The organism is Stenotrophomonas sp. 14P6.2.3 (assembly GCF_057799055.1).
Genome location: NZ_JBYOLA010000001.1, coordinates 275,817 through 298,618, shown reverse-complemented (window position 1 = coordinate 298,618; position 22,802 = coordinate 275,817). Strand labels below are relative to the sequence as shown.

General features: G+C 65.3%; 18 protein-coding genes. 13 read left to right on the top strand and 5 right to left on the bottom strand.

Going from position 1 to position 22,802, the window contains the following annotated elements; all coding sequences use genetic code 11:
- Positions 1-59: 59 nt before the first annotated feature.
- From lolA to AC27VL_RS01270, 3 genes are all read left to right on the top strand, one after another.
- A complete protein-coding gene (gene lolA, locus AC27VL_RS01280; RefSeq protein ID WP_488765352.1) occupies positions 60-698 on the top strand; it encodes an outer membrane lipoprotein periplasmic chaperone LolA in 639 nt (212 codons plus the stop codon).
- 269 nt (positions 699-967) lie between these two features.
- Positions 968-2,266 (top strand): replication-associated recombination protein A, encoded by a 1,299-nt coding sequence (locus AC27VL_RS01275; protein WP_223880159.1) that lies wholly within the window; start codon positions 968-970, stop codon positions 2,264-2,266.
- Positions 2,267-2,353: 87 nt separating this feature from the next.
- Entirely contained in the window at positions 2,354-2,755 is a 402-nt protein-coding gene (locus tag AC27VL_RS01270; protein WP_100552506.1) for a DUF805 domain-containing protein, read from the top strand.
- A gap of 84 nt (positions 2,756-2,839) precedes the next feature.
- Here the strand turns inward: AC27VL_RS01270 and AC27VL_RS01265 are convergent, their stop codons facing one another.
- Positions 2,840-3,214 carry a hypothetical protein gene (locus AC27VL_RS01265; RefSeq protein WP_100465333.1) on the bottom strand — a complete coding sequence of 125 codons (375 nt, stop codon included), beginning with the start codon at positions 3,212-3,214 and terminating at the stop codon, positions 2,840-2,842.
- A 270-nt stretch (positions 3,215-3,484) separates the two neighbouring features.
- Between AC27VL_RS01265 and AC27VL_RS01260 the strand changes: the two genes are divergently transcribed.
- The 9 genes from AC27VL_RS01260 (at position 3,485) to AC27VL_RS01220 (ending at position 13,516) form a co-directional block, all read left to right on the top strand.
- Positions 3,485-4,513 (top strand): alpha/beta hydrolase, encoded by a 1,029-nt coding sequence (locus tag AC27VL_RS01260; RefSeq protein WP_100552507.1) that lies wholly within the window; start codon positions 3,485-3,487, stop codon positions 4,511-4,513.
- Positions 4,514-4,634: 121 nt separating this feature from the next.
- A complete protein-coding gene (locus AC27VL_RS01255; RefSeq protein WP_100552508.1) occupies positions 4,635-6,014 on the top strand; it encodes a Vgb family protein in 1,380 nt (459 codons plus the stop codon).
- Positions 6,015-6,064: 50 nt separating this feature from the next.
- Entirely contained in the window at positions 6,065-7,111 is a 1,047-nt protein-coding gene (locus AC27VL_RS01250; RefSeq protein WP_483022548.1) for a heme/hemin ABC transporter substrate-binding protein, read from the top strand.
- Positions 7,108-8,151 carry a FecCD family ABC transporter permease gene (locus AC27VL_RS01245; protein ID WP_488765350.1) on the top strand — a complete coding sequence of 348 codons (1,044 nt, stop codon included), beginning with the start codon at positions 7,108-7,110 and terminating at the stop codon, positions 8,149-8,151. Before AC27VL_RS01250 ends, AC27VL_RS01245 begins: the two co-directional genes overlap by 4 nt.
- Complete coding sequence (locus AC27VL_RS01240; RefSeq protein WP_488765349.1) at positions 8,148-8,909, top strand: heme ABC transporter ATP-binding protein; 762 nt, start codon at positions 8,148-8,150, stop codon at positions 8,907-8,909. Before AC27VL_RS01245 ends, AC27VL_RS01240 begins: the two co-directional genes overlap by 4 nt.
- Before the next feature lie 68 nt (positions 8,910-8,977).
- Entirely contained in the window at positions 8,978-9,727 is a 750-nt protein-coding gene (locus tag AC27VL_RS01235; protein WP_488765348.1) for a hypothetical protein, read from the top strand.
- 404 nt (positions 9,728-10,131) lie between these two features.
- Complete coding sequence (gene fusA / locus AC27VL_RS01230) at positions 10,132-12,174, top strand: elongation factor G (RefSeq protein WP_488765347.1); 2,043 nt, start codon at positions 10,132-10,134, stop codon at positions 12,172-12,174.
- A gap of 202 nt (positions 12,175-12,376) precedes the next feature.
- Positions 12,377-12,649, top strand: coding sequence for a hypothetical protein (locus tag AC27VL_RS01225; RefSeq protein WP_025877210.1), 273 nt, complete (start codon positions 12,377-12,379; stop codon positions 12,647-12,649).
- A gap of 111 nt (positions 12,650-12,760) precedes the next feature.
- On the top strand, positions 12,761-13,516 hold the full coding sequence (locus AC27VL_RS01220) for a SapC family protein (protein WP_100554115.1): 756 nt from the start codon (positions 12,761-12,763) through the stop codon (positions 13,514-13,516).
- Position 13,517: 1 nt separating this feature from the next.
- Here the strand turns inward: AC27VL_RS01220 and AC27VL_RS01215 are convergent, their stop codons facing one another.
- The 3 genes from AC27VL_RS01215 to AC27VL_RS01205 all read right to left on the bottom strand — a co-directional run bounded on the left by AC27VL_RS01215 (position 13,518) and on the right by AC27VL_RS01205 (position 20,209).
- A complete protein-coding gene (locus tag AC27VL_RS01215) occupies positions 13,518-15,845 on the bottom strand; it encodes an ATP-binding protein (RefSeq protein ID WP_488765346.1) in 2,328 nt (775 codons plus the stop codon).
- Complete coding sequence (locus AC27VL_RS01210; RefSeq protein WP_488765345.1) at positions 15,842-16,534, bottom strand: response regulator; 693 nt, start codon at positions 16,532-16,534, stop codon at positions 15,842-15,844. The genes AC27VL_RS01215 and AC27VL_RS01210 overlap by 4 nt, the downstream gene beginning before the upstream one ends.
- A 300-nt stretch (positions 16,535-16,834) precedes the next feature.
- Positions 16,835-20,209, bottom strand: a complete 3,375-nt coding sequence (locus AC27VL_RS01205; RefSeq protein ID WP_488765344.1) for an autotransporter domain-containing protein — start codon at positions 20,207-20,209, stop codon at positions 16,835-16,837.
- Between the two features lie 893 nt (positions 20,210-21,102).
- Here AC27VL_RS01205 and AC27VL_RS01200 point away from each other — a divergent pair.
- Complete coding sequence (locus AC27VL_RS01200; RefSeq protein WP_488765343.1) at positions 21,103-21,927, top strand: RES family NAD+ phosphorylase; 825 nt, start codon at positions 21,103-21,105, stop codon at positions 21,925-21,927.
- Positions 21,928-22,146: 219 nt separating this feature from the next.
- Here the strand turns inward: AC27VL_RS01200 and AC27VL_RS01195 are convergent, their stop codons facing one another.
- Positions 22,147-22,590 carry a hypothetical protein gene (locus AC27VL_RS01195; RefSeq protein WP_488765342.1) on the bottom strand — a complete coding sequence of 148 codons (444 nt, stop codon included), beginning with the start codon at positions 22,588-22,590 and terminating at the stop codon, positions 22,147-22,149.
- Positions 22,591-22,802 lie beyond the last annotated feature (212 nt).

The following is a 22,802-nucleotide window of genomic DNA, read 5'->3' as shown; positions in this document are numbered from 1 at the left end:
TCTTTTGCCGGGCACACTGGCACCCAACTTTCCTGGCCGCGCGCCCACAGGATTCCTGCATGAACCTTCGCCTCCGTCGTTTCCTTGCCACCACCACCCTGGCCGTGGCCTGCGCCGCCGCCGGCAGCGCCTGGGCCGGCGCCCGTGATGACCTGAAGACCTTCACCACCGGCCTTAAGGGCCTGGATGGGCAGTTCAGCCAGCAGGTGTTCGACAGCCGCGGCAAGGTCAAGGAATCCACCAGCGGCCGCGTCGCCTTGTCGGCACCGCGCCTGTTCCGCTGGGAGTACGTGCGCCCGCATGAGCAGCTGATCGTGGCCGACGGCAAGAAGGTCTGGATGTTCGAGCCGGACCTGGAACAGGCGACCGTGCGCGAGCAGGGCAAGGAAGAGCAGAACAGTCCGCTGACCGCGCTGATCAACCCGGCGCTGCTGGAGCAGCAGTACGACGTAAGTGAAGAGGCCGCACAGCGCGATGGCCTGCAGTGGCTGTCGCTGTCGCCGAAGCGCGATACCGAAGCCAGCTTCCAGTACGCCGCACTCGGCTTCAACGCGCTGGGCCTGGCGAAGATGGAGATCACCGACGCCGTGGGCCAGCGCACCGTGATCAGCTTCAGTGGCTGGAAGCGCAACCCCAGCTTCGCCGCCAACACCTTCCGCTTCACCCCGCCGGCCGGCACCGACGTCATCGGCAATTGATCGTGGCCGCCGGGCATGGCCCGGCGCTACCTGCTCTGGTGGGTGTCAACCTTCGCCCTTGGTGGGTGTCAACCTTGGTTGACACGCTTTTGATCTGCCGGCCAGCGGCCGGCACTACCGATCCTGATCCGCCTCGCAGGGCCCGGCACTACCGCCCCAGGTAGGTGCCAACCTTGGTTGGCACGCTCTCGCGGTACAATGAGCACGTGCCAAGACATCGCTCCACTTCATTCCCCGGACCCGATCTGCTGAGTGTCGATCGGGAACACATGCGCCCGCTGGCCGAGCGCATGCGCCCCCGCACCCTGGACGAAATGGTCGGGCAGAAGCGTCTGCTCGCGCCGGAGAGCGCGCTGCGCCGCGCGGTTGAATCCGGGCGCGTGCATTCGATGATCCTGTGGGGGCCGCCGGGCTGCGGCAAGACCACGCTGGCGTTGCTGCTGGCTGAATACTCCGACGCCGAATTCCGTGCCATTTCCGCGGTGCTGTCCGGCCTGCCGGAGGTGCGCCAGGTGCTGGCCGAGGCGGCGCAGCGCTTCGCCGAAGGCCGTCGTACCGTGCTGTTCGTCGACGAAGTGCATCGCTTCAACAAGGCGCAGCAGGATGCGTTCCTGCCGCACATCGAGCGCGGCACCATCCTGTTCGTTGGCGCCACCACCGAGAACCCGTCGTTCGAGTTGAACTCGGCACTGCTTTCGCGTTGCCGCGTGCACGTGCTGGAAGGCGTCTCGCCGACCGACATCGTTGAAGCACTGGAACGTGCGTTGGGCGATCGTGAGCGCGGCCTTGGCGAGGAACACATCGAGGTTGCGCCGGAGCTGCTGCTGGAGATCGCCACTGCCGCCGATGGTGACGTGCGTCGTGCGCTGACCCTGCTGGAAATCGCTGCCGAACTGGCGGGCGGGGAGGGTGGTCGCATCACCCCGCAGACCCTCACCCAGGTGCTGGCTGACCGTACCCGTCGCTTCGACAAGGGCGGCGAGCAGTTCTACGACCAGATATCGGCGCTGCACAAGTCGGTGCGCAGCTCCAATCCCGACGCCGCGTTGTACTGGCTCACGCGCATGCTCGATGGTGGCTGTGATCCGTCGTATCTGGCACGTCGACTGACCCGCATGGCCATCGAAGACATCGGCCTGGCCGACCCGCGCGCGCAGAGCATGGCGCTGGAGGCGTGGGACATCTACGAGCGGCTGGGCAGCCCGGAAGGCGAGCTCGCCTTCGCCCAGCTGGTGCTGTACCTGGCCAGCACCGCCAAGTCGAATGCCGGCTATGCCGCCTTCAACCAGGCCAAGGCCGATGTGCGCGACAGCGGTACCGAAGAAGTGCCACTGCACCTGCGCAATGCCCCGACCAAGCTGATGAAGGAGCTGGGCTACGGCGCCGAGTACCAGTACGACCACGACGCCGAGGGTGGCATCGCGCTGGACCAGACCGGTTTCCCCGATGCGATGGGCGAGCGGGTGTACTACAACCCGGTGCCGCGCGGGCTGGAAATCAAGCTGAAGGAAAAGCTGGACCGGCTGCGCGCTGAGCGCGAGGCGGCGAGGGCGGCCAAGGGCGCATAGCCCGGTTCGCTTCATGCAAGGTTTCTCATTGCCCCGCCCGCCAGCATTTGGCAGACTGCGCGGCCCTGTTTTTCAAGGAACGATGCCGTGCAGGAAATGATGCTGCCGTTGAAGCGCTATGCCCAGTTCGAGGGTCGCGCCAACCGCCGCGAGTATTGGATGTTCCAGCTGTTCCTGTTGCTTGCGGCAACCGTGGTAGCCGCGCTTTCGCTCACGGTGGCGCTGGTTGCCGGCCTCGTCCTGGAAGCTGATTCCAGCTGGATGGCCGGGATCACCATCGGGGCGCTGGCGCTGGTGGGTCTGCTCTGGCTGGCCACGATCGTGCCGCTTATCGCAGTGACCGTGCGCCGCCTGCATGACTGCGGCCAGTCCGGCTGGCTGTATCTGCTGGCCCTGGTGCCGGGTGGTGGCCTGGTGATCCTGATCTTTGCGCTGCTACCGGGTACGCCGCAGGACAACCCGTACGGCCCTGTGCCTACTGGCCCCTGAGGTCGCCAACGTCGCCTCATGCAACGAAGCCGGCTCTGAGCCGGCTTCGTCGTTTCTGCGCTGCTGTCAGTGGTGCCGAGCTGCTTACTGCAGAACGCAGTCTCCCAACGCCAGGTAATCCGATCCCGAGCTGAACTGCAGCGTGCAGCTGGCGGTGAAGGAAACGCCTTCCTCCATCGCTGCGAGCTTGGCGTTCTGCTCGTCATCGGAAGCGGTCAGTCGGGCCAATACCTGGCCATCTTCGTCGCCCGCCTCAAGGACCGGCTCGCCCTGCAGGTTGCTGGAGGCGCCCAGACTCACCGCCGTGAACTGCACGGTCTGGTTGAGCTCTTCCAGCCCGAGAGAGGAATAGCCAGCCTCTTCATAGGCCGAATACAGCCCGGCAAGGCTTGGCGCGGCGTGGCCGGCCAGCGGAGCGAGGAGGCCAACGGCAAGTGCGATCAGTGCTTTGTGCTTCAAGGTGTTCTCACAATCATGGGATCCGATCCCACGGGGGTTGTGGAGCTGATGGGCGGGGGCCAGGCAGGCACCCGCGGAGGCGGGGCGATTCCTGCGCCCCGATGGCACGAAAAGTAGATGAACACGGACTTCCGGCGCAAGCGCTGGCGCACGTGCTGGCGCGCGCGTGATACACAGTGTGACGTTTGATCGATGTGATAATCATTCGCGTTTAAGGTAGACTGCGGTCCCTTGTGAACCGGTGGCCGTGTGCCGCTTTCGCCGTCACTGATGAAGTCTTCCGTCCTGCCGCCGCGCCGTGGCCCGCTGGTATCCGGCCTGGCCGCCTTGATGATGGGTCTGCTCCTGGCTACCCCGTATGCATATGCGCAGCAACGCAATCCGCTGCAGAAGATGGGCCAGACCGTGCTCGACGCACCGGCGGCCAGCTATCGCTTCGAGCGTTTCGTGATCGACAGCCCCGACCAGCAGCGACGCTGGCGGGTAAATGTTGCGATCCCGGCCAAGGCCTCGAAGACCCCGGCGCCGGCGCTGTACGCGCTGGACGGCAACGCCGTGGCAATGGTGCTGGACCAGCCGCTGCTGGCCGAGCTGGCCGCACGCAAGGCGCCGCCGGTGCTGGTGCTGATCGGCTACGACAACGATCTGCGCATCGATTCGGCTGCGCGCACCCGCGACTACACCGCGTGGATAGATCGCGCCGATGACGAAAGCGGCAAGACCCAGGCCGTCGGCGGCGGCGCGGCGGCGTTCCTGGACATGATCGAGCGCCGCATCAAGCCTGAAGTCGAGCGCCGCGCCAACATCGATCACCAGCAACAGGCGCTGTGGGGTCACTCGCTGGGCGGCCTGTTCGTGCTCAGCAGCCTGTACACCCGTCCGGCCGCCTTCCAGTACTACCTCAGCGCCAGCCCGTCGTTGTGGTGGAGCCAGGGAGCGCCGCTGGGCGACGTCGAACAGCAGTTCGTGCAGAACGCACACGGTCAGCCCGCGAAGGTGTGGCTGATGCTGGGCGGCGCCGAGCGCGTCGGCGACCGCGGCAAGCGCGACATGAGCAATCCGCGCGTGGTCGCGCATCTGCGCCGCATTGGTGGCGCCACCCCGGATGCGGCAATGCAGCTGTCCGAACGCCTGGGCAACGTGCCGGGGCTGAGCGTGCAGTACCGCGAGTTCCCTGGTCTCGGCCATGGCCCGATGCTGCCGGCGTCCTTCCACGCGGCGCTGCATGAACTGTATGGCGTGACCGATCGCAGTGCCGGTGACGGCCAGTCAACCGGTGGTGACAACGCCGCCGAATGAATCCCTCGCACGGCAGTGCCGTGCGACCCCACTACCCAGGCGGACTGTCGACGTGCAGCGGCCAAGGCAACCGATGAATCCCGCGCCACGAGGCGCGGCCTACGTGTGCAAGGAGCCTTCCATGTCGTTCCGTCCGTCTTTCCGTCTCACTTCCCTGGCTGCCGGCCTGCTGCTGGCAGTGACCGCCACCGCGCAGCCGGTGTTCGACCAGCCGGCCAGCGCCACCTTCAAGGGCCAGGTTGTCTCACGCGGTGAGAACGTGGTGCCCGGCAGCACCGCCGACGTCACCGGCCGCGGCTTCGTGCCGGGCCAGCAGGTCAGCCTGCTGCGCGGCGATACCGTGCTCAACAGCCAGCCGGTGGTGGTCGATGCCGATGGCAACTTCAAGACCCAGCTGGCCATTCCGGCCGACGCAGTGCCGGGCACCCACCCGGTGGTGGTGCGCGCCAGCCAGCCGGCCGCCGCAACCGTGCTGAAGCTGCGCGTGTCGCCGCAGTTGCCGCTGTCGGGCCAGGCGCAGTTCGCCACCCAGTCCAACAAGCTGGTGCCGGGCCTGTACCAGTCCGCCTACAGCGCCGCCAGCAACGCAGTGTTCGTGACCTCGGCCGTCGGCCGCCCGCCGGTCACCCAGTCGCAGCTGCTGAAGCTGGACCCGAAGTCGCTGAAGGTGACCAAGGCCATCACCCCGGCGCAGGTGCCGGGCAGCACCAACGGTGCGGTGTTCGCGGTGTATGGCGTGGGCGTGGATGATGCCAATGGCAACGTCTGGGTCAGCAACACCCGCCAGGACACCGTGGCGGTCTATCGCCAGGCGGATCTGTCGCTGGTGCATCAGTTCCCGGTCGGCACCGTGCCGCACGCTCGCGACGTCGTGGTCGACAGCACGCACGGCAAAGTGTTCGCCTCGGCCACCGGCGAAGACCATCTGTCGGTGTTCGATGCGAAGACGCTGAAAGCGCTGGAGCCGATCACCCTGGCCTCCGGCGTGGACGACGAGAAGTTCGTGCCGATGAGCCTGGTGCTGGATGAGCCCAGCGGCAAGCTGTTCACGGTCAGCATCGGTACCCCGGAAGCGGCGGTGATCGATGTGGCCAGCGGCAAGGTCGACAAGGTGATCGACCTGGGCAATTCGATCAGCGCCTCGGGCGTGGCCTTCGATGCCCAGCGCAATCGCCTCTACGTGGCCTCGCAGGGTACTGACAACCTGCTGATCGTCGACGTGGCCAGCGGCAAGGTCGTGCACGACGTGCCGGTCGGCGCCGGCGCGCTGAACGTGGCCTTCGATGCGAAGAGCGGCCTGGCCTACGTCACCAACCGCGGCGCCGGCACGGTCACCGCGGTTGATCGTGATGGCAAGGTGGTCGGCAACCTCGATGGCGGCACCTTCCCGAACCACGTCCGCGCCGATGGCAAGGGCAATGTCTTCGCCGTGAACAAGTCGCGTGGCGCTGAAGATCCGAAGGGTGACCGCATCACCCGCATCAGCCTGCGTCAGCCGTAAGCCACAGGGCAGGGCGGCACCCCGCCGCCCTGCCAGCAAGGAGAACCTGCATGAACATCGCTTCCCGCCTGCGCCTGTGCGCGCTCCCGCTTGCCGTTTCACTGGTGCTGGCCGCCTGTGGCGACAAGGCACCGCCGTCTTCGGGCAACCCCGACGCAGCTGCGCCGGCTGCCGCCACCGCCGAGGCCGGGGCACTTCCCGCAGGCTGGCAGCGGGTGGCGGGCAATGACGTGCCGACCCTGCCGGGGCAGCAGGCGGTGTTGCCGACCAAGGTCCAGTCCGACGATGGTGCCGGTGTGGAGGTGGACGACACCAGCCGGATCATTGCCGGCGGCGACGACATCATCGCGGTGATCGAAGCGCTGGGACTGGGCAAGCAGGTGTTCGCCGCGCCGACCAACACCACGACTCAGGCAGGCCTGGCTGCGCCGCATCAGTTCCTGTTCAACCGCACGACCGGCGTGGAAGGCGTGCTGAGCCTGCAGGGCTCGTTGTTCATCGGCAACAGCCTGCGCCGCCACACCGAGCTGGCAAAGAAGCTGCGCGAAGTGGGCGAGCCTGCGGTGGTGATTGATGACCTGCAGCCGGCACCGGACAAGGTGCGCAAGATTGCCGCCGTGCTCGGCGTGGCCGATGCAGGGCAGACCCTGGCCACCCAGGTGCAGCGTCAGCTGGATGAGGCTGCCGCGATCGGCAAGGGCCTGGGGCATGCGCCGCGGGTGATCCATGTGTCGGCGACGGGTGCAGGCGGTTCACCGACCGTGGCCGGTGCCGATAGCGCGTCGGCCAAGCTGATCGCGCTGGCAGGCGGCATCAACATCGGCACCGAGGCCGGCGTGGCCAACTATTCGCAGCTGAGCAACGAAGGCGTGGTCGCGGCGGCACCGGAGGTAATTCTGGTGACCGAGCATGACCTGCAATTGTTCGGCGGCGCCGAGGGCCTGTGGAAGGCCTACCCGACGCTGAAGCAGACCCCGGCCGGACAGGCCAACCGGGTCTGGGTGATGCCGGATGCGCAGCTGAAGTACGCCAGCATCGGTTCCGGTGCGGGCGCGTTGGCTCTGGCCCAGGCGCTGGCGGCGCTGCCGAAGGCATGAGTCCTGCGGATCGGCGCCGCCGTCGCGGGCGGACGATGTTGTTGATTGCGCTGGTCGCGCTGCTGGGTGCGGTGCTGGCGTCGTTTGCCGTGGGGCCGCTGCGGCTGCCGCCGCTGGAAGTGATGCAGGCGTTGGCGGTGAAGCTGGGCCTGCTCGATCCGCAGTCGGTCAGCAGCCGTGACCTGGCCGTGGTGTGGCAGCTGCGCATTCCGCGTGCACTGCTGGGTGCCATGGTGGGGGCGGCGCTGGCGATGGCCGGCGCCAGCCTGCAGGGACTGTTCGGCAATCCGCTGGCCGATCCGGGCATCGTCGGCGTCAGTCAGGGTGCTGCGTTGGGCGCGGTGGCGGCGATCGTGCTCGGTGCGGCGGGCGCAGCCGGCTGGCTGGTGCCAGTGGCGGCGTTCGGCGGTGGTGCCGCCGCGATCGGACTGACCTACGCACTGGCACGGCCGGGCAAGGGCAGTGGCAACGCCACGCTGTTGCTGGTGGGTATTGCGATGGCCGCCTTCTGCTCTGCACTGATCGGTTTCCTGACCTACATCGCCAACGAAAGCGAGCTGCAATCGCTGGTGTTCTGGCAGATGGGCTCGTTGGCGCGGGCGAACTGGGCTGATGTGGTGGCGGTGCTGCCGCTGTTTGTCATCGGTGCGTTCGCGCTGCAGCGCCTGGCCACGCCGCTGGACATGCTGGCGCTGGGCGAACGCCAGGCGCAGCACCTGGGGCTGGATGTGGCGCGTACACGCCGCCTGCTGGTGGCGTTCAGTGCACTGTTGGTTGGCTCTGCCGTGGCATTCGCCGGGTCGATCAGCTTCGTAGGGTTGGTGGTGCCGCACGTGGCACGCTTGCTGGTTGGCCCCGGCCATCGATGGCTGCTGCCGTTGTCGGGCCTGCTGGGTGCGCTGCTGATCGTGGTGGCCGACACCGCTGCACGCACACTGGACCCGCCTGCCGAGATTCCGCTGGGCCTGTTCTCTGCCGCGCTGGGCGCGCCGTTCTTCCTGTGGCTGGTGCTGCAGCAGCGTCGCAAGGCGGCCGCATGAGCGCATTCCTGCAATTGCGCGACGTGGTGGTGCGCCGCCAGCAGCGCGAGATCCTGCATGGCATCACCCTTGCGTTCCAGCCGGGCACGGTGACCGCGCTGGTGGGGCCCAATGGTGCCGGCAAGTCCACCCTGCTGGGTGTGGCGGCTGGCGATCTGCGCGCCGACGGTGGCGACGTGCATCTGCACGGACGCCCGTTGCGCGACTACAAAGCCGGGCCACTTGCGCGCGAACGTGCGGTGATGCCGCAGGAGCACGGCGTGCGCTTCGCCTTCAGCGTGGAAGAAGTCGTGGCGATGGGGCGCCTGCCGCATCCGCCGGATCCGCAGGTGGACGATGCGCAGGTGGAAAGCGCGATCGATGCTGCCGAACTGCAGTCACTGCGCCTGCGCGAAGTGCAGCAGCTGTCGGGTGGTGAATCGGCGCGGACCACCTTCGCCCGCGTGCTGGCGCAGGACACGCCGTTGCTGTTGCTGGATGAACCCACGGCTGCGCTGGATCTGCGCCACCAGGAGCGCACCCTGCGCAGCGTGCGTGCCTGCGCCGAAGCTGGCGCGTGCGTGATCTTGGTGCTGCATGACCTCAATCTGGCAGCCGGCTACTCCGATCGCATCGTGCTGCTGGAACAGGGCAGGGTGGCGGCTGACGGCACGCCTTCGGAGGTGTTGACTGAAGCCAACCTGCAGCGCGTCTACCAACAGGACGTGGTGGTGCTGCAGCATCCGCGCCGCGGTGTGCCGTTGGTGGTGGTTACCTGAGGCGAAGCGGGCATGCCAGGTTGTGCCGCGTATCATGTGCGGCGCGATTTTTTCAAAGGAATGGCCTGATGAATCTCTCCCGCCCGCGTTGCGCCCTGTTTGTCGCCTTGATCGGCGTTGTCGGCGCTGCAAACGCCGCTGCGACCACCAAGGTTTCGTTGATGACTGCATCCGAGCAGGCGTCGCTGATTGAGATACGGCATTCGACCGGCGAGGGTGCAGCGGTTTCATCGTTCACCACCGAGTACTTCGGCAATGGTGAGATCGGCATGGCCTGGGAGGACAAGCGTGTGCTGCTGTTGTGCAAGAATGCGGCCTACCTCAATCTGCCTGGGATGAAGCCCGATGCCAGCAAGCTGTCGGTCGAACAGCGGCAGATGGTGGCTTACGAGGCGATGATGGCCGGCTTCGGCGGCATTGCCGCGCTGGGCGCGGTCACCGGCGAGTCGATCGAGGTTGCCGATGACGGCACCGAGACGCGTCGCCCCGGTGAATCCACGTGGGCCTACGGCGTGGAGCGCTACGAGGTGGCCACCCAGCGCATGCCGGACGGCGTCCTGCGTGTACGCGTGCGCAAGCAAGCGACGGTCAACAACGCAAAGCCGTCCGCGCCGGGTGACACCTTCAGTACCGATGAAGACCAGGCGGCGCGCCTGGCCGAACTGGCGCCCACCGGCAGCTGGACAGAAGTGCTGATCCATGGCGGTCCGCGCAAGCCGCGCACCGACCCGGCGATGTCCCTGAAGGGCTGGGTGTCGACCGTAGAGCAGCATGCTGCGACCGTGGGTGATGCCCGCCGGCTGCACGACTGCAAGTAAGGCGCCTGTTGGCCTGCGTAGCAGCCACCCATGGGGTGGCTCTACCATGGGGCTCATCGTTCCATATATGTGCGCAATATTCACTTGCGCGCCAGATTCACAGGTCTAGAATGCGCCGCATGAACCGGATGCCGCTCCTGAAGTTTTTCACCCTGACCCGCGCAAGCGCGGAACGGGCGTGTCTGCCTGGAGCCCCACGAGGCCGCTGATCGCGGCCTTCGCTGGACCATCCACAGAGCGCCCTCCGGGGCGCTCTTTTCGTTTCCGCCTTCCATCCCTCAACCCGCTCCACCGCAAGGAGAACGTGCCATGCACCAGATCGCCGAGACCGAACGTCAGCCGCACACCCTGTAGCCAACCGGGGTGTGCGGCCCCCCGAAGTTGGCCCAGCAGGAACCCATCTCATGAACACCAATACCCAGACTCTGTCGCGTCTTCGCAACCTCGGCATCATTGCCCACATCGACGCTGGCAAAACCACCCTTACCGAACGCCTTCTGTGGAAGACCGGCGAGATCCACCGCGTCGGCGAAGTGCACGACGGCAACGCGACCACCGACTTCTCGGCGATCGAGCGCGAGCGTGGCATCACCATCGGCGCCGCCGCCGTGCACGCGCAATGGGCGCCGCGCGATCTGCCGCTGCATCAGCTGACCCTGATCGACACCCCCGGCCACATCGACTTCGCCATCGAAGTCGAGCGTTCGCTGCGCGTGCTCGACGGTGCCGTGGCCGTGTTCTCGGCCGTGGACGGCGTGCAGCCGCAGTCGGAAACCGTGTGGCGCCAGGCTCGCCGGCATGGCGTGCCGTTGATTGCGTTCGTCAACAAGATGGATCGCATCGGCGCCTCGTTCGAGCGCGTGCTGGAACAGCTGCAGGACAAGCTGCGGGCGCGACCGTGGGCGCTGGGTATGCCGCTGGGCAGCGAAGGTGACTTCCATGGCTGGGTCGACCTGGTCGATGGCCGCGTGCTGCACTGGCAGGACGGCGGCGCGGCGACGGTGACGGCCTGGAGCGACGCCGAGCGCGCGCAGTGGCAGCCGCAGCGCAATGCGCTGGTCGAGGCCGTGGCCGACCATGACGATGTGCTGGCAACGGCGTGGCTGGAAGGCCGTGACATCGACGCGGCGATGCTGCGCGCAGCGATCCGCCGCGCGACGTTGGCGGGTGCCGGCGTGCCGGTGCTGGCCGGTGCCGCGTTCAAGGACAAGGGCATCGAAACGCTGCTGGATGCAGTGGTCGATTACCTGCCGTCGCCGTTGGATCGTCCTGCCGTTACCGCTGAAAGCGAGGGCGGCGACGTCCTGCTGCCGCCGGACCCGGACGGCCCGTTGGCGGGCCTGCTGTTCAAGATTACCCACCAGCAGCACGGCGCGTTGAGTTTCGTGCGGCTGTACTCGGGCACCTTGAAGGTGGGCGACAACGTGGCCAGCTCGCAGCACCCGCAAGGGCGCCGCATCAGCCGGCTGGTGCGCGTGCAGGCCGACCAGACCCAGGACATCGGGCAGGCCGTGGCCGGCGACATCGTGGCGGTGCTGGGCTGGAAGGATGCGGTCAGCGGTGAAACGCTGAGCGGGCGAGGGCAGCCGTTGCTTCTGGAGAGCATCCAGGCGCAGGCCCCGGTGCTGGCATGGCGGTTGGAGCCGGCGCGTGCGGCCGATCTGATCCGGTTGGCGCAAGGTCTGGCCAGCCTGGCCCAGGAAGATCCCTCGTTCCGGGTGGAAACCGATCGCGACACCGGTGAAACCCTGGCCTGGGGCATGGGCGAGCTGCACCTGGAAGTGATGGTCGAGCGCCTGCGCAGCGAATGGAAGCTGGACATCGGCATTGGTGCGCCGCGCGTGGCTTACCAGGAGACGCCGCAGCGTGCCGTTGAAGGTGTTGTGGGCCGGTTGGTCAAGCAGACCGGTGGCCAGGGCCAGTTTGCACACGTGGTGCTGGACGTGGCGCCGCGCGACGACGGCGAGGTCGTGTTCAATGACCGCATCGTTGGTGGCGTGGTGCCGCGCAACTTCATCGCTGCGGTGGAGAAGGGCGTTCGTGCCGCGCTGTCGGAAGGCCCCCAGGGCCATCCGGTGGTCGGCATCGAGGTCAGCCTGGTGGATGGCCAGACCCACGCGAAGGATTCGTCGGAGATGGCGTTCCATCGGGCGGGCAGCGAGGGCATCAAGGCTGCACTGGCGGCCAGCGGCACGCAATTGCTGGAGCCGGTGATGGCGGTGACGGTGCATTCGCCGTCCGCCTCGGTGGGTGACGTGGTGGGCGATCTGAATCGTCGCCATGGCCGGGTCGCCCGCATCGACGACCAGGACGGTCGCGCCGAAGTCAGCGGTTTCGCGCCGCTGGCACAGCTGGTCGGTTACACGACCTCGCTGCGTTCGCTGAGCCAGGGACGCGCCAGCAGCGAATCGCATCTGCACGGCTACGAGCCGGTGCGTGTGTCTTAAGGAAGGAGCAGGGGAGCCCGTTCGCGGGTTCCCCTTTTTGCGTATTGGCGGGGGCTCATCCACGCATGGCGTGGATGGGTGCCATTCGTGCGCCACGCACTTGCACTGCATTGCAACAAAACTGCAGAAAAAGCTGGATTAAAGTGATGCCTCACGATAAATTGCGCACCCCCCGTTGCTTGCCGCCGCCCGCACCCTGCCCATGCGTGATGACAATGATCCCGGAACCCTGGAGCTGACCCTGCCGCGCAAACGCGGTCGGCCGCCCAAGTTCGGGTACGCAATGAGCGACGCGCAGCGGGCCGCGCGCTATCGGGCGCGGCGCGCAGGGCAGGCCAATCACGCTGATGTGCGGCATTGCAGCGACATGGTCCTGCTGGACAAGATCCGCGCGGCGGTCAGTGCGCGCGACACCGAACTGGCCGGCTTCCTGGTCCACGTTCTGTGGCAGCGTTACCCGTTGCAGCTGAAATAAGTCGGCCGCGGGGTGGCCGTTGTCACCTGCCTTGTTGATAATGCGGGATTCAGGTTGTTCCCGCTGGCGCGCCCGGGATGGCAGGCGCGCATGATCGACATGGTTTCCACGATGACCACCACCAGCGACACCACCACCGAAGCTGCGCCGAGCAGCGCGCCCTTGTTCTACACCCGTCCGGTGCCGCTGCAGGCAGACCTGCACGCCGATCTGCGCATCCTGCCGGGCAAGCTCGAATTCGCTGCCAGCAGCAACTCGATCCCGCTGGTGCTGGGCGAATTCTCGCTGGCGCTGCACCACTTCCCGATCCTGTTCGCAGGCCCGAGCGCGGTGCCGATGGCTGCCGTGGGTGTGACCACCGACAACCTGTTCATCACCGATGGCCTGTGGGACGACGAGACCTACATCCCGGCCTACCTGCGCCGCCATCCCTTCATCTTCATCGATACCGGCGCGGACAATGACTTCCTGCTCGGCATCGATGAAGACAGCCCGCGCGTTGTCCGTGGCGGCGAAGAAGGCCAGCCGCTGTTCGTCGATGGCAAGGCCACCGACATGGTGCAGCAGGCACTCGAGTTCTGCGGCCAGTTCACCCGCGAACACGAACAGACCCAGGCGTTCTCCAAGGCGCTGGTCGACAACGGCCTGCTGGTCGAGCGCAACGCCACCGTGCGCTTGCCCGATGGTCGCGAGTTCAACCTCAACGGCTTCTTCGTGGTCGACGTGGAGAAGTTCATCGCGCTTCCGGACGCGACCGTCGTCGAATGGCACCGCAACGGCTGGCTGGCGCTGATCCACCAGCACCTGATGTCGCTGGGTCGCTTCAACGACCTGACCCGCCGCCAGGCGGGCCGCAACGCTGCCTGATTCAGGCGGCCGGCGTGGCTTCCGTACTCCGGGAGCCGCGCCAGCCTTGCATCTCGGCCAGCACCTGGCGCGCATCGCCCCATCCGGGTGGCGTGCGGTCGCCCAACTCCCAGAGTTCACCAGCAAGTGCCGCCATGCCGCCCGCGCCGAGCATCTGCAGCACCCCCTGCAGTCGATGCGCGTGATGGCGCAACCGCACGGCATCGCAATGACCGATCGCTTCATGCAGGCATTGCAGTTCATGATCGATATCTTCTTCGTAGGCGGCCACCAGTTCCTGGGCAATGCCCTCGTTGATACTGGCGGCCACAGGCTGATCGAGCGCCTGCAGCAGCGCATCGATCTGCAGCGGCTTGACCAGCACTGCATCGATGCCGGCCGCCTGGCAGCGCAGTGCATGGTCGCCGCCGGTGAAGGCGGAAAGCGCAAGCAGCCGGGCACGAGGCGCTCCTTCTGCCTCATGCAATCGCAATTGCCGGGCCAACGCATAGCCATCCATTCCCGGCAGGCCGATATCCAGCATCACCAGCGGGCAGGGCACCTCCTTCTGCAGTGCCAATGCATCGCCGGCGTTGGCAGCCTCCTGCACCGTCGCGCCCCAGCACCGCAGCTGGGCTGCAATGACCTGTCGGTTCAGCGCGTGGTCCTCGACCAGCAGGATGCGCAAGCCGTCCAGCCGGGGCAGGGGGGCCGCTGTTGAAGCGGTCTGCGCATCATCCTGCGCCGGTTGCACGGGCAGATGCAGAATGAAGCGGCTGCCACGTCCATGCACGCTATGAACATCCAGGGTGCCGCCCATGGCTTCGGCCAGCGTGCGACAGATGGACAGGCCCAACCCGCTGCCACCACGCTGCCTGCCGGCGTCGGCCTGCTGGAAGGGCTCGAACAGTCCAGCCATCTGCGCTGGCGTGATGCCGATGCCGCTGTCGATGACTTCCATCAGCAGTGCTGCGGGCTTTGCTGGCGCATCCAGCTGCAGGCGCAGCTCAATGCCGCCTACATCAGTGAACTTGACGGCATTGCCGAGCAGGTTGTCGAGCAGTTGCCGCAGGCAGTCCGGGTCCGTCGCCAGCAGCGGGAACGGCGTCTGCGGCACGCAGAGCTGCAGGGTCAGCGCTTTCTTCTGCGCCTGGGGTGCGATGGCCTGCAGTGCCTGCGTGCAGAGCGCGGGGACGTCGCAGGGCTCTCGCTTTGGCCGGAAAGTGCCGCTGGCCAGGCGGGAGAAATCCAGTGTGCGATTGAGCAGTCCGCGCAGCGCGTGGCCCGCATTTGCAGCGGCGGCCACCAGCTCGCGCTGGCTGGCCGGCAGTGGCGCCTGTCCCAGCAGGTCGATTGACGCCATGACGGCCTGGGCGGAATTGCGCACCTCATGGCTGATCATGCCTGTCATCTGTGCGTGCTTCCGATCACGGCCCTGCTGCTGGCGCAATCTGCGCACAGCCAGCAAGGGAAGCGTCAGCAGCAGGGCAGCGGCTGGCAATAGCCAGAGCGTGGCACCATCGAAACCTCCGCGGGCCTTGTGGCCGAACGCGGTTGGCAACGCCTGCTGGGCCCAGCGCTGCAGGAGCTGGGCATGTTCTTCGATGGTGATGTCATCCAGTGCTGCCTCGATGCGCTCAAGCAGTTCCTGGTCTTCGCGCCTGGCAAGCAGGTGCAGCTGGGTCGGGAAACTGGCGTCGAGCACTTGCAGGCGCAGGCTGTGGGAAAAGTAGCGCCGCGTCATCGCGCGCGCGGTGGATTCAAGGCCGATCGCTGCGTCGGCAATGCCGGCATCCACCGCAGCCAATGCCGCCCGCATGCTGGGCTGGGGCAGCACGGGCACTGCGGGATAGTGCTCGGCCAGCCACGCCGGATAGGGGCCGCCGTCAACGGCAGCGATCCGCAGCGTGCCGGCATCGGCAACTTTCCGCGGCAAGCGTTCACCGATGCGGCCGGCGAGCACGCTCGCGCCGCCATGAAAGCTGCGCGATGGCGCCAGGCTGGGGCAGGGCAGGTGCGCCCCATCGCCAGCACCCTGCACCAGCACCAGATCAGCCCGTCCCTCGCAGACGGCACTCATCGCTGCCAGGGTGCTGGGGAAGGGGACTTCAACGAAGGCCAGGCCGGAATGGCGGGCAACGAGCGCAGCATAGCCATGCGCCAGCGTCTGCAGCACTTCCGTGTCGGCAGCATCTTCGGGGGCAGGGTGCAGCGTGGGCCCTGCAGCCACCCGGACCTCGCGCCCAGCCGCCCATTCTCCGTGCTGGATATCGCCGGCGGACGTGCAAGGAAGCAGTGTCAGCAACGCCAGCAGCAGGGATTTGCGGGCGCGCTTCAACAGCGCGGTCACAGGGCCTCCAGCTGCTGCCCCATGGCGAAGATCTCCGCGTCGTTGCGCAGCCCCAGCTTGCGCAGGGCGGCAATCTTCTGCGTGCTGACGGTCTTGACGCTGCGGTGCCGGTGCAGGGCAATCTCGGAGACGGTCAGCCCGTCCAGAACCAATCGAATGACCTCGCGCTCATTCCGGCTCAGGGAATCGCAGGGCGTCAGCAACTTGCACGAGGGCGGTATCCGGCAAAGTCCTTGCGAGACGCGCACAACCGCGTCGGAGAGTTCAGCCAAAGGCTCGGATTTGCCGACAAAGCCGCTGATTCCCGCATCCAGCAGGTGGTTGATGATCGCCACCGAATTCTGCCCGGCGAAGCCAAGCAGCGTTACCCGCGGCAGCGCCTGTCGAAGATGCTGGACGAGATCGGCGCCGCTGATATCACCCGGCGCCAGGGTGATGTCGATGATCGCCACATCCGCGCGGCACTGCTGCAGGGCCAGCACGAAGGCCTGGCTGTCACTGTGGCTGGCGACGATCTCGAAGCGGCTGTCGTTGCCGAGGTGAAAGGCCGTACCGCGGCGGACGACGTCATGGTCATCGAGCAGCGCCAGGCGAAGCCGGCGCGGTGCAGGGAATCCGTTCATGCGCAGCAGTGTTGTCAGCGCCGAGTGGCGTGGCGCCCATTCTGGCGCTGCTGTCGCGTCGAGCATCGAAAACGTTCGATTTTTGAGACTTTTCCTAGAGCGGAGTTGGTAAAAGCTGGAGCTCTGTGTCGGGAATGGCGCTACGCGGGGCCGTCAGCGCAGCCTGTTGCGTCTTTGATCATCGCAATATTCGTGAAGCGCTCGTTGCCGTTTTCGCATGCGGCGCTCCTGAATCCGGGCGTGGCGGCGACCATTAACGTGACGCGTCACGCTCGACAGGCACGCCAACGACAGCGGATCCTCCATGAACTTAGAAAAGGGGCGGCCGCAAGGCCGCCCCAATGCCACTCAATGTGCGTGCTGCAATCAGAACCGCACCGACCACCGCGCGTTCGCGCCATGGTCGCGGCTTTCACTGCCGAACTGGCCGCTGTAGCCCAGTTCCAACTGCTGGCGCGGGCTCAGCCATGCCGACACGCCCAGTTCGGCGACCACCGCGCTGTCAGCAATGGGAGCGCCGCTGACTGCAAACGCGGTGCCACCGTTGACGAAGGCGAGGTTGGCCACCTGGCTGCGGTCGCCAGTGGCCCGCCGATAGCCCACCGCACCGCGCAGGTGCAGCCAGCTTTCCTGCTGGAACGAGGCCTTCAGTCCCTTGTCGAAACGCAGGCCGGCGGTGGCCACGGTGGTGCCGGTGTCGTCGACCTCGCCCCGCAGCGCCGCCGCACCTCCGTGCTCGTTGACGCGCTTCAGGTCCACTTCCACCCGCGCAACCTGCAGATACGGCTCCAACCCGCCCTCGGGCCCGCCAAAGCGATAACCGGCTTCAAGGAAGGCTTGACGCGTGCGGCCGTCATAGCGCGCGCTCAAGGTGTCGCTGAAGCCCGCGAATGCCACCTCGCGGGTGCTTTCCACTTCGTGCTTGCTCCAGGCCACGCCGCCGCGCAGGCCGAAGCCACCCCAGTTGTGGCTGGCGTAGGCGCCGAAGTGGGCGTTGTCGATCTTCGACTTGGCACGCCGACCATCCTGCTGCTTCACGTCGGTGCGGCCGGTGCCGGCCAGCAGGCCGACCTGCCATCCATCGAACTCACGGTCGATGCCGACCAGCAGGCTGTTGCTGTTGGCTTCGGTGCGTGCCGTTCCGGCATTGCCATCCAGCTTGCCGTTGCCGCCGATCGCCTGCACCCAGACCCCGGTGGCGTCGTTTCCACCGGCGCCTGGTGCGGCTACGCCGGCGCGGCGCGACAACGCCGCATCACGCACATAGCGACTGCTTTCGACCAGCGCCAGCGGCGTCGCAGCGTGCAGTTCGCCACTCAGGCCATCCAGTACGGCCGCCACCTGCTGAGGGAACAGCTGGGTCAACGGCTTGGGAAGGCCCTGGTTGATCGCGAGGGTATCGGCAGCAGCGGCCACGGCGCGCTGGTTCGGCGTACTGGCCGCGGTTGCCAGCAGGGCGCCGCGAGCCACGTCGATGCGCGTGGTATTGGAGGCGTAGGCCACACTGAACTGCAGGAAAGGCGAGAACGCGCTGAAATCGGTCTTCGCGAACTGGCCGCTCACGCCGCCATCGGCGCGCAGCACGTTGAACTGTTCGCCCAGGTAATACACTCCCGGCTCGGGTAGTGCCAGCAAGGTTCCGCCCAGCGTCGCAGTGCCGGTGACGTGCAGCTGGTCACTGCGGCTGCCCGGTGCGAGCTCGGCCGCATAGGTGCCGGTAGCGCCCTGCACGTAGTTGCCGTTGATGGTCAGCGTGCCGATGGAATTGCCTGGCGCGATGATGCCGTCCACGCGGGTGTTGCCGAGCGTGCCGATGCCCTTCAGCAGGCCGTTGGCGCCGACCGTGGTGGTGCCGCCGGTCTGCGTGCCGTTGAAGGAGACTACGCCGCCGTTGACCACCAGGTTGCTGTCCTTCAGTACGCCGCTGGCGCTGATCGTGCTGACGCCGCCGATGGTGTTCAGTGCGGTGGAAACCAGAGTGCCGTTGAGCAGGAGCTGGCCATTCTGCACCTCGACCGCTGAGGTGAGGGCGTTGCTGCCGTTCAACTCCAGCGTGCCCTCGCGCAGCACCGCACCGTTGAAACTGTTGTCGCCGCTCAGGCGCAGCCAACCGATGCCGGACTTGGTCAGCTTGCCGGGGCCTGCGATGTCGTTGGTCCAGTCGTCCCAGGCATCACCTTCCCAGACTTTCAGGCCGCCGGCCTTCTGGTTCATTGCCACGTCGGTGTCCACGCGCAGCGAGCCATAGCCCTCGATGGCCTTGCGCAGATCGACCATGCCCCAGCCATAGACATCGTCCACCCCCGGCGCGCCGAGGTCACGCGCCGTTGTCAGCAGGACGTCACGCACCTGCGCGTTGTCCAGATAGGGGAAGCGCTCAAACAACAGACCCAATGCGCCCGTGATATGCGGAGCGGCCATCGAGGTTCCGCTCTTCTTGACGTAGTCGTAGTCCGGCAGCAGGCTCCGCGTGTCAATCGTGACGTTGCCAGCGCTGTCCTTGGAAAGCGTGGCGTCAAGCTTGGTTTTGGCGCCATAGGTTGTGGAAAGAATTGCCGTGCCAGGTGCTGCCAAGCACCAGTTTGCGGCCAGCCCGCAGCGCATGGAGCGATTGCTCAGCTCCAAGGCTTCATTGACGTTCACGACAGCCAGCCAATACGGCTCAACATCCTTCTGGGCGCGCGGCAGCGTGGCGTACATGCCTGCGATCGGCGCCTGTTGTGGAGATGGATTGGGCGCGTCGGTGTTGCCTGCAGCCCATACTTGAATGAGGCCGGTCCTGCGCGAAGCGGTGGCCATCACGGCCAGCCTGTCGGCGAAAACCGTATGCGACAGATAGACGTCCATCTGCTGGGCCGTGCTCGGCTCGGTAGCAAGCCCCCAGCTGTGGTTGATGGCCCGGATCTGCTGTTGTTCGAGCTGTTCGTACAACTGGCTGAAGGCCGCTGTAGGGGCGCTGACGGATTTGGAGTTTCGCTCGAGCGTCATTCGTGGCGAAACACTGAGATGCGCCACACTGTTGGAAAACAGGCGGGCGACACTGAGGTCGGCACCGAAGGCTACGCCGTGCATGCCGGAGCCATCCCGATTGGCAGCGATCGTCCCGGACACATGGGTGCCATGTGTTCCATAGGTGACCCCTTCAAAATAGTTGTTTCGATTGAGCAAAGCGGCGTATCGAGGCTCAAGGGTCTGATAGGTGAGCTGGACCTGATCGCCATCGGTCCTGAAGCAACTGTTGGGGCCTTCGATCACTTCTGCCGGGCACAAGCTGCCATCGGCAAGAACGCCCGCCAGGCGGATGCTCCGATGGTTCTTGCCTGCGAACTCTGGATGTCCAAGGCCGGCGCCATCGTCGAAAACACCCAGCCGGACGCCTTTGGCGGTCAGGCCGCGAGCGTAGGCGAACTCGGCGCCCATGGCAGCCAAACCCCAGTCCGCTTTGAACTCATCGGTGCGCCAGCTTCCTGGATCACCAGCATTGCCAAGAATGGCAGTGCTGGCGTCCGCTGCCGGCGCAAGCGTCGCCGAGGCGGGGCCGGCAACGGATGAAACAGTAACGCTACTGATCGTCGGCTGCGCCCATCCTTCCTGCAGCTGGCGCTGCTGCTGCCAGGCATCCAATGATTCGGTGGCCATCGCGGGCAGCGCCGTTGCCAGCAGCAGCGAACTGATTACGGCAATCGCCAAGGGGTTGGGCGAAGGGGAGGGCGGCGAACGGTCGTGCAGCAGTCGAGTCATCATGCAGCTTCCTTGATTGGGTGACGGGACGAGGTGAGCGATTTGCGCCGGGCTTACGGGCCAGGTGCTGTAGAGCGTGCGGAAGCGGGGCGTTTGGACGGGGGGTGTGGGTCGCTCCAAGTGGTAACGTCGGCAAGTGCGCATCCCCCCAGTGCTCGCTGATGCGATGCACGCCAGCCTGCTGGTGCCACTGGCCTGTTGCGTTCGCCGGACCCGTGAGCAGAATCTGGGTGCTCGGTTGCAGCCCAGGCGCGCAGATTTGATGGACGGGCCGGCGTCAGTTGAGGCTCAGCAGCTGATTGCTGCCCGGCGCGATATCTGGGTGAGAAAGCTTGTGCGAGCTCGGCAGATCTATCGGGAGACGATCGCTAGCTTCAACGGCGCGGGCATGCTGATGCAGCGTTGGCCGAGGGCTGACCGCGGGGCTGGGGTTGGTGGCGAGCCAGGTAGACGAACTCCGGGCGTCAACCTGGGAGATCGGCCTGGGAAGTGGTTGCAACTCAGTAGTGGGCCTGGGCAGGAGCAAGTGGCAGCCAAGTCAGCCGGCTAAGAACATAATATACATTATGCGCAATGCAGTATCCGCCGTGGTTGGGTTCGTGGGCACCGCATGGCAATGTGTCAGTTTTCTTGGTTCTTGTCCTTTTGCTTAGGATCGTGCCCCTTGTTGATTCTATTGAGAATTTTGAGGCGCTCAGGGACACGATCCTAAGTAAGCAAGTATGTGTCCGCTGTCGCTGCCTTCGATCTTGTTCCTAATGGCGCTTCCCTCAGCTTGCCACCGGGTCTGCTGTGATTCTATGCATCAGACAGTTGGAGTACGCTCTTTCCATGGTCAAGACCAATTCCGGCAGTTCCGAATCTGAGTCACCTGAAGTGGCCGAGAGCTACTCTTGGAAATACGCGATCAAATCCCTGACCACACATGGTGCGAAATCGATCCTTATCGCCTCAACAAGAATGCCGCGCTCTTGATGAGCTGGGATAAATTCTGCCAAACCATCAAGTATGAAAGGCGGTTCTTCTTCCATGATGCTGACGAGGATGGTTACGACTCCTACGCACCCATTTCTCTGCTTCAGACAGTGGCTGACCTGGGAGACAAGGCTGGCCTGATCTCGACGCTGGACGTCGGAACCAAACTTTGGCGAGTTGGCCTGGATAAGTGCGGCAATCCTTCAGCTGCTGACTTCGGTCCGCCGCCTCCTGAGTGCTCCCTACAGAGCAATCGAATGAACCCGCCAGGGATTCCCATGATGTACCTGGCTTCAGACGTACAGACGGCGTTGCGAGAGACTAGTCAGGCAATGGCAAGAGTTGGGCGATGGAGGGTGGCTCGCTCGCTTCGCATCCTTGATCTGCGCAGCCTTCCACATGTTCCAGGCTATTTCTCTAACGCAGAAAGGAGTTATAGCCTCGGGATCCTGTTCATGCGCAGTTTCTGCCGTAGCATCATGCAGCCGATTGAGCGTGACGAGCGCATCAACATCGACTACTTACCCTCTCAGGTTGCGACTGAATTCTTTAGGCACTTCAATTTCGAGGACGGCCCCATCGACGGGATCGCATATGGCAGTACGGTTACTAGAGGTTGGAACGTGGTCTTTTTTGCAAGCAGAGCGGATGTTGGCATTGTGCCGGATGCTGGCGCAATTCAGTCGAGCGATCCATGGCTGTCCTTTGAGGGCGCCAAGCGTGCGCGGCAAGGCACTCCCTAAATAGCAGGAGCATTATCCGCCGCCTCCAGCGAACCTAAATCGGCCAGCTCCCACATAGAAGAGGTTGGCATGCACCTAGCTCTCGAATCGATTCCGGTGCACGCGTTGCTCTTGTGGGACGTCTGGGACACTCGCTCCGTCACCCTGCTCTACCGTGCGCAGTGTGGGATGATGGACAGAAATCAAGCTCTGAGATTGCGAGCACTTGGTGTCATTGAGTCAGACACCTGCCACTTTGCTTAGGAGATTGACCATGACACCCTCGCCCATGCGTTTTGCAGCGCGAACCGCTGGGTGGGCAGGCTCTCTCAGTTGCGGAAGGTAAACATGACAACCGGTCTTGAAGTTGAAGTGCTCGGTCATAAAGTACAGCTCAGCAGCAATGGTCTCCTCGTCTGCACCGACGCAATGCAGTCGCACATATCGCTCCAATGCGAGCGCCGTGAGGTCTGCACCCAGAACCTCGATCTTTCGCTGGGGATCACCTTGCCAGCAGACTTGAATCCAACCCTCATCTTCCGTGTCATCGTCCGTATTAAAAGGCAAGATGAGTGTTCCGTCATGCAGGCTGCGAGCGCACCAGAATTCGCCGTGGCGCTCCCCTAAGTAGAGGGGAGCCAGATTGGCGATGAATCCGACGATTGCAGTGCTTCTGTTGCCCAAGGATTCTTCTCCGCTTATTGATGGTTGCCCATACTGGAGTGTCGCATTAAGCTCGCTTTACGAGTGGGTTCGCAAAGAGTTCTCGTAGCCGGGAAATTTTGAACTGGATGTCTCTATCCTTTGTGCGACCTGCCTCTTGCCCCCTTCAGCGCCTATGCAATAATGCCAAAAGCGTCGTGGGATTTGGCGGATTTGACCCCAACCCCTAGCCA

Bases quoted from the DNA above. Each gene is read 5' to 3' on its own strand.
- lolA (WP_488765352.1), top strand. From the start codon at position 60: ATGAACCTTCGCCTCCGTCGTTTCCTTGCCACCACCACCCTGGCCGTG.
- AC27VL_RS01275 (WP_223880159.1), top strand. From the start codon at position 968: ATGCGCCCGCTGGCCGAGCGCATGCGCCCCCGCACCCTGGACGAAATG.
- AC27VL_RS01260 (WP_100552507.1), top strand. From the start codon at position 3,485: ATGAAGTCTTCCGTCCTGCCGCCGCGCCGTGGCCCGCTGGTATCCGGC.
- AC27VL_RS01255 (WP_100552508.1), top strand. From the start codon at position 4,635: ATGTCGTTCCGTCCGTCTTTCCGTCTCACTTCCCTGGCTGCCGGCCTG.
- AC27VL_RS01250 (WP_483022548.1), top strand. From the start codon at position 6,065: ATGAACATCGCTTCCCGCCTGCGCCTGTGCGCGCTCCCGCTTGCCGTT.
- AC27VL_RS01245 (WP_488765350.1), top strand. From the start codon at position 7,108: ATGAGTCCTGCGGATCGGCGCCGCCGTCGCGGGCGGACGATGTTGTTG.
- AC27VL_RS01240 (WP_488765349.1), top strand. From the start codon at position 8,148: ATGAGCGCATTCCTGCAATTGCGCGACGTGGTGGTGCGCCGCCAGCAG.
- AC27VL_RS01235 (WP_488765348.1), top strand. From the start codon at position 8,978: ATGAATCTCTCCCGCCCGCGTTGCGCCCTGTTTGTCGCCTTGATCGGC.
- fusA (WP_488765347.1), top strand. From the start codon at position 10,132: ATGAACACCAATACCCAGACTCTGTCGCGTCTTCGCAACCTCGGCATC.
- AC27VL_RS01225 (WP_025877210.1), top strand. From the start codon at position 12,377: ATGCGTGATGACAATGATCCCGGAACCCTGGAGCTGACCCTGCCGCGC.
- AC27VL_RS01220 (WP_100554115.1), top strand. From the start codon at position 12,761: ATGACCACCACCAGCGACACCACCACCGAAGCTGCGCCGAGCAGCGCG.
- AC27VL_RS01210 (WP_488765345.1), bottom strand. From the start codon at position 16,534: ATGCTCGACGCGACAGCAGCGCCAGAATGGGCGCCACGCCACTCGGCG.
- AC27VL_RS01205 (WP_488765344.1), bottom strand. From the start codon at position 20,209: ATGACTCGACTGCTGCACGACCGTTCGCCGCCCTCCCCTTCGCCCAAC.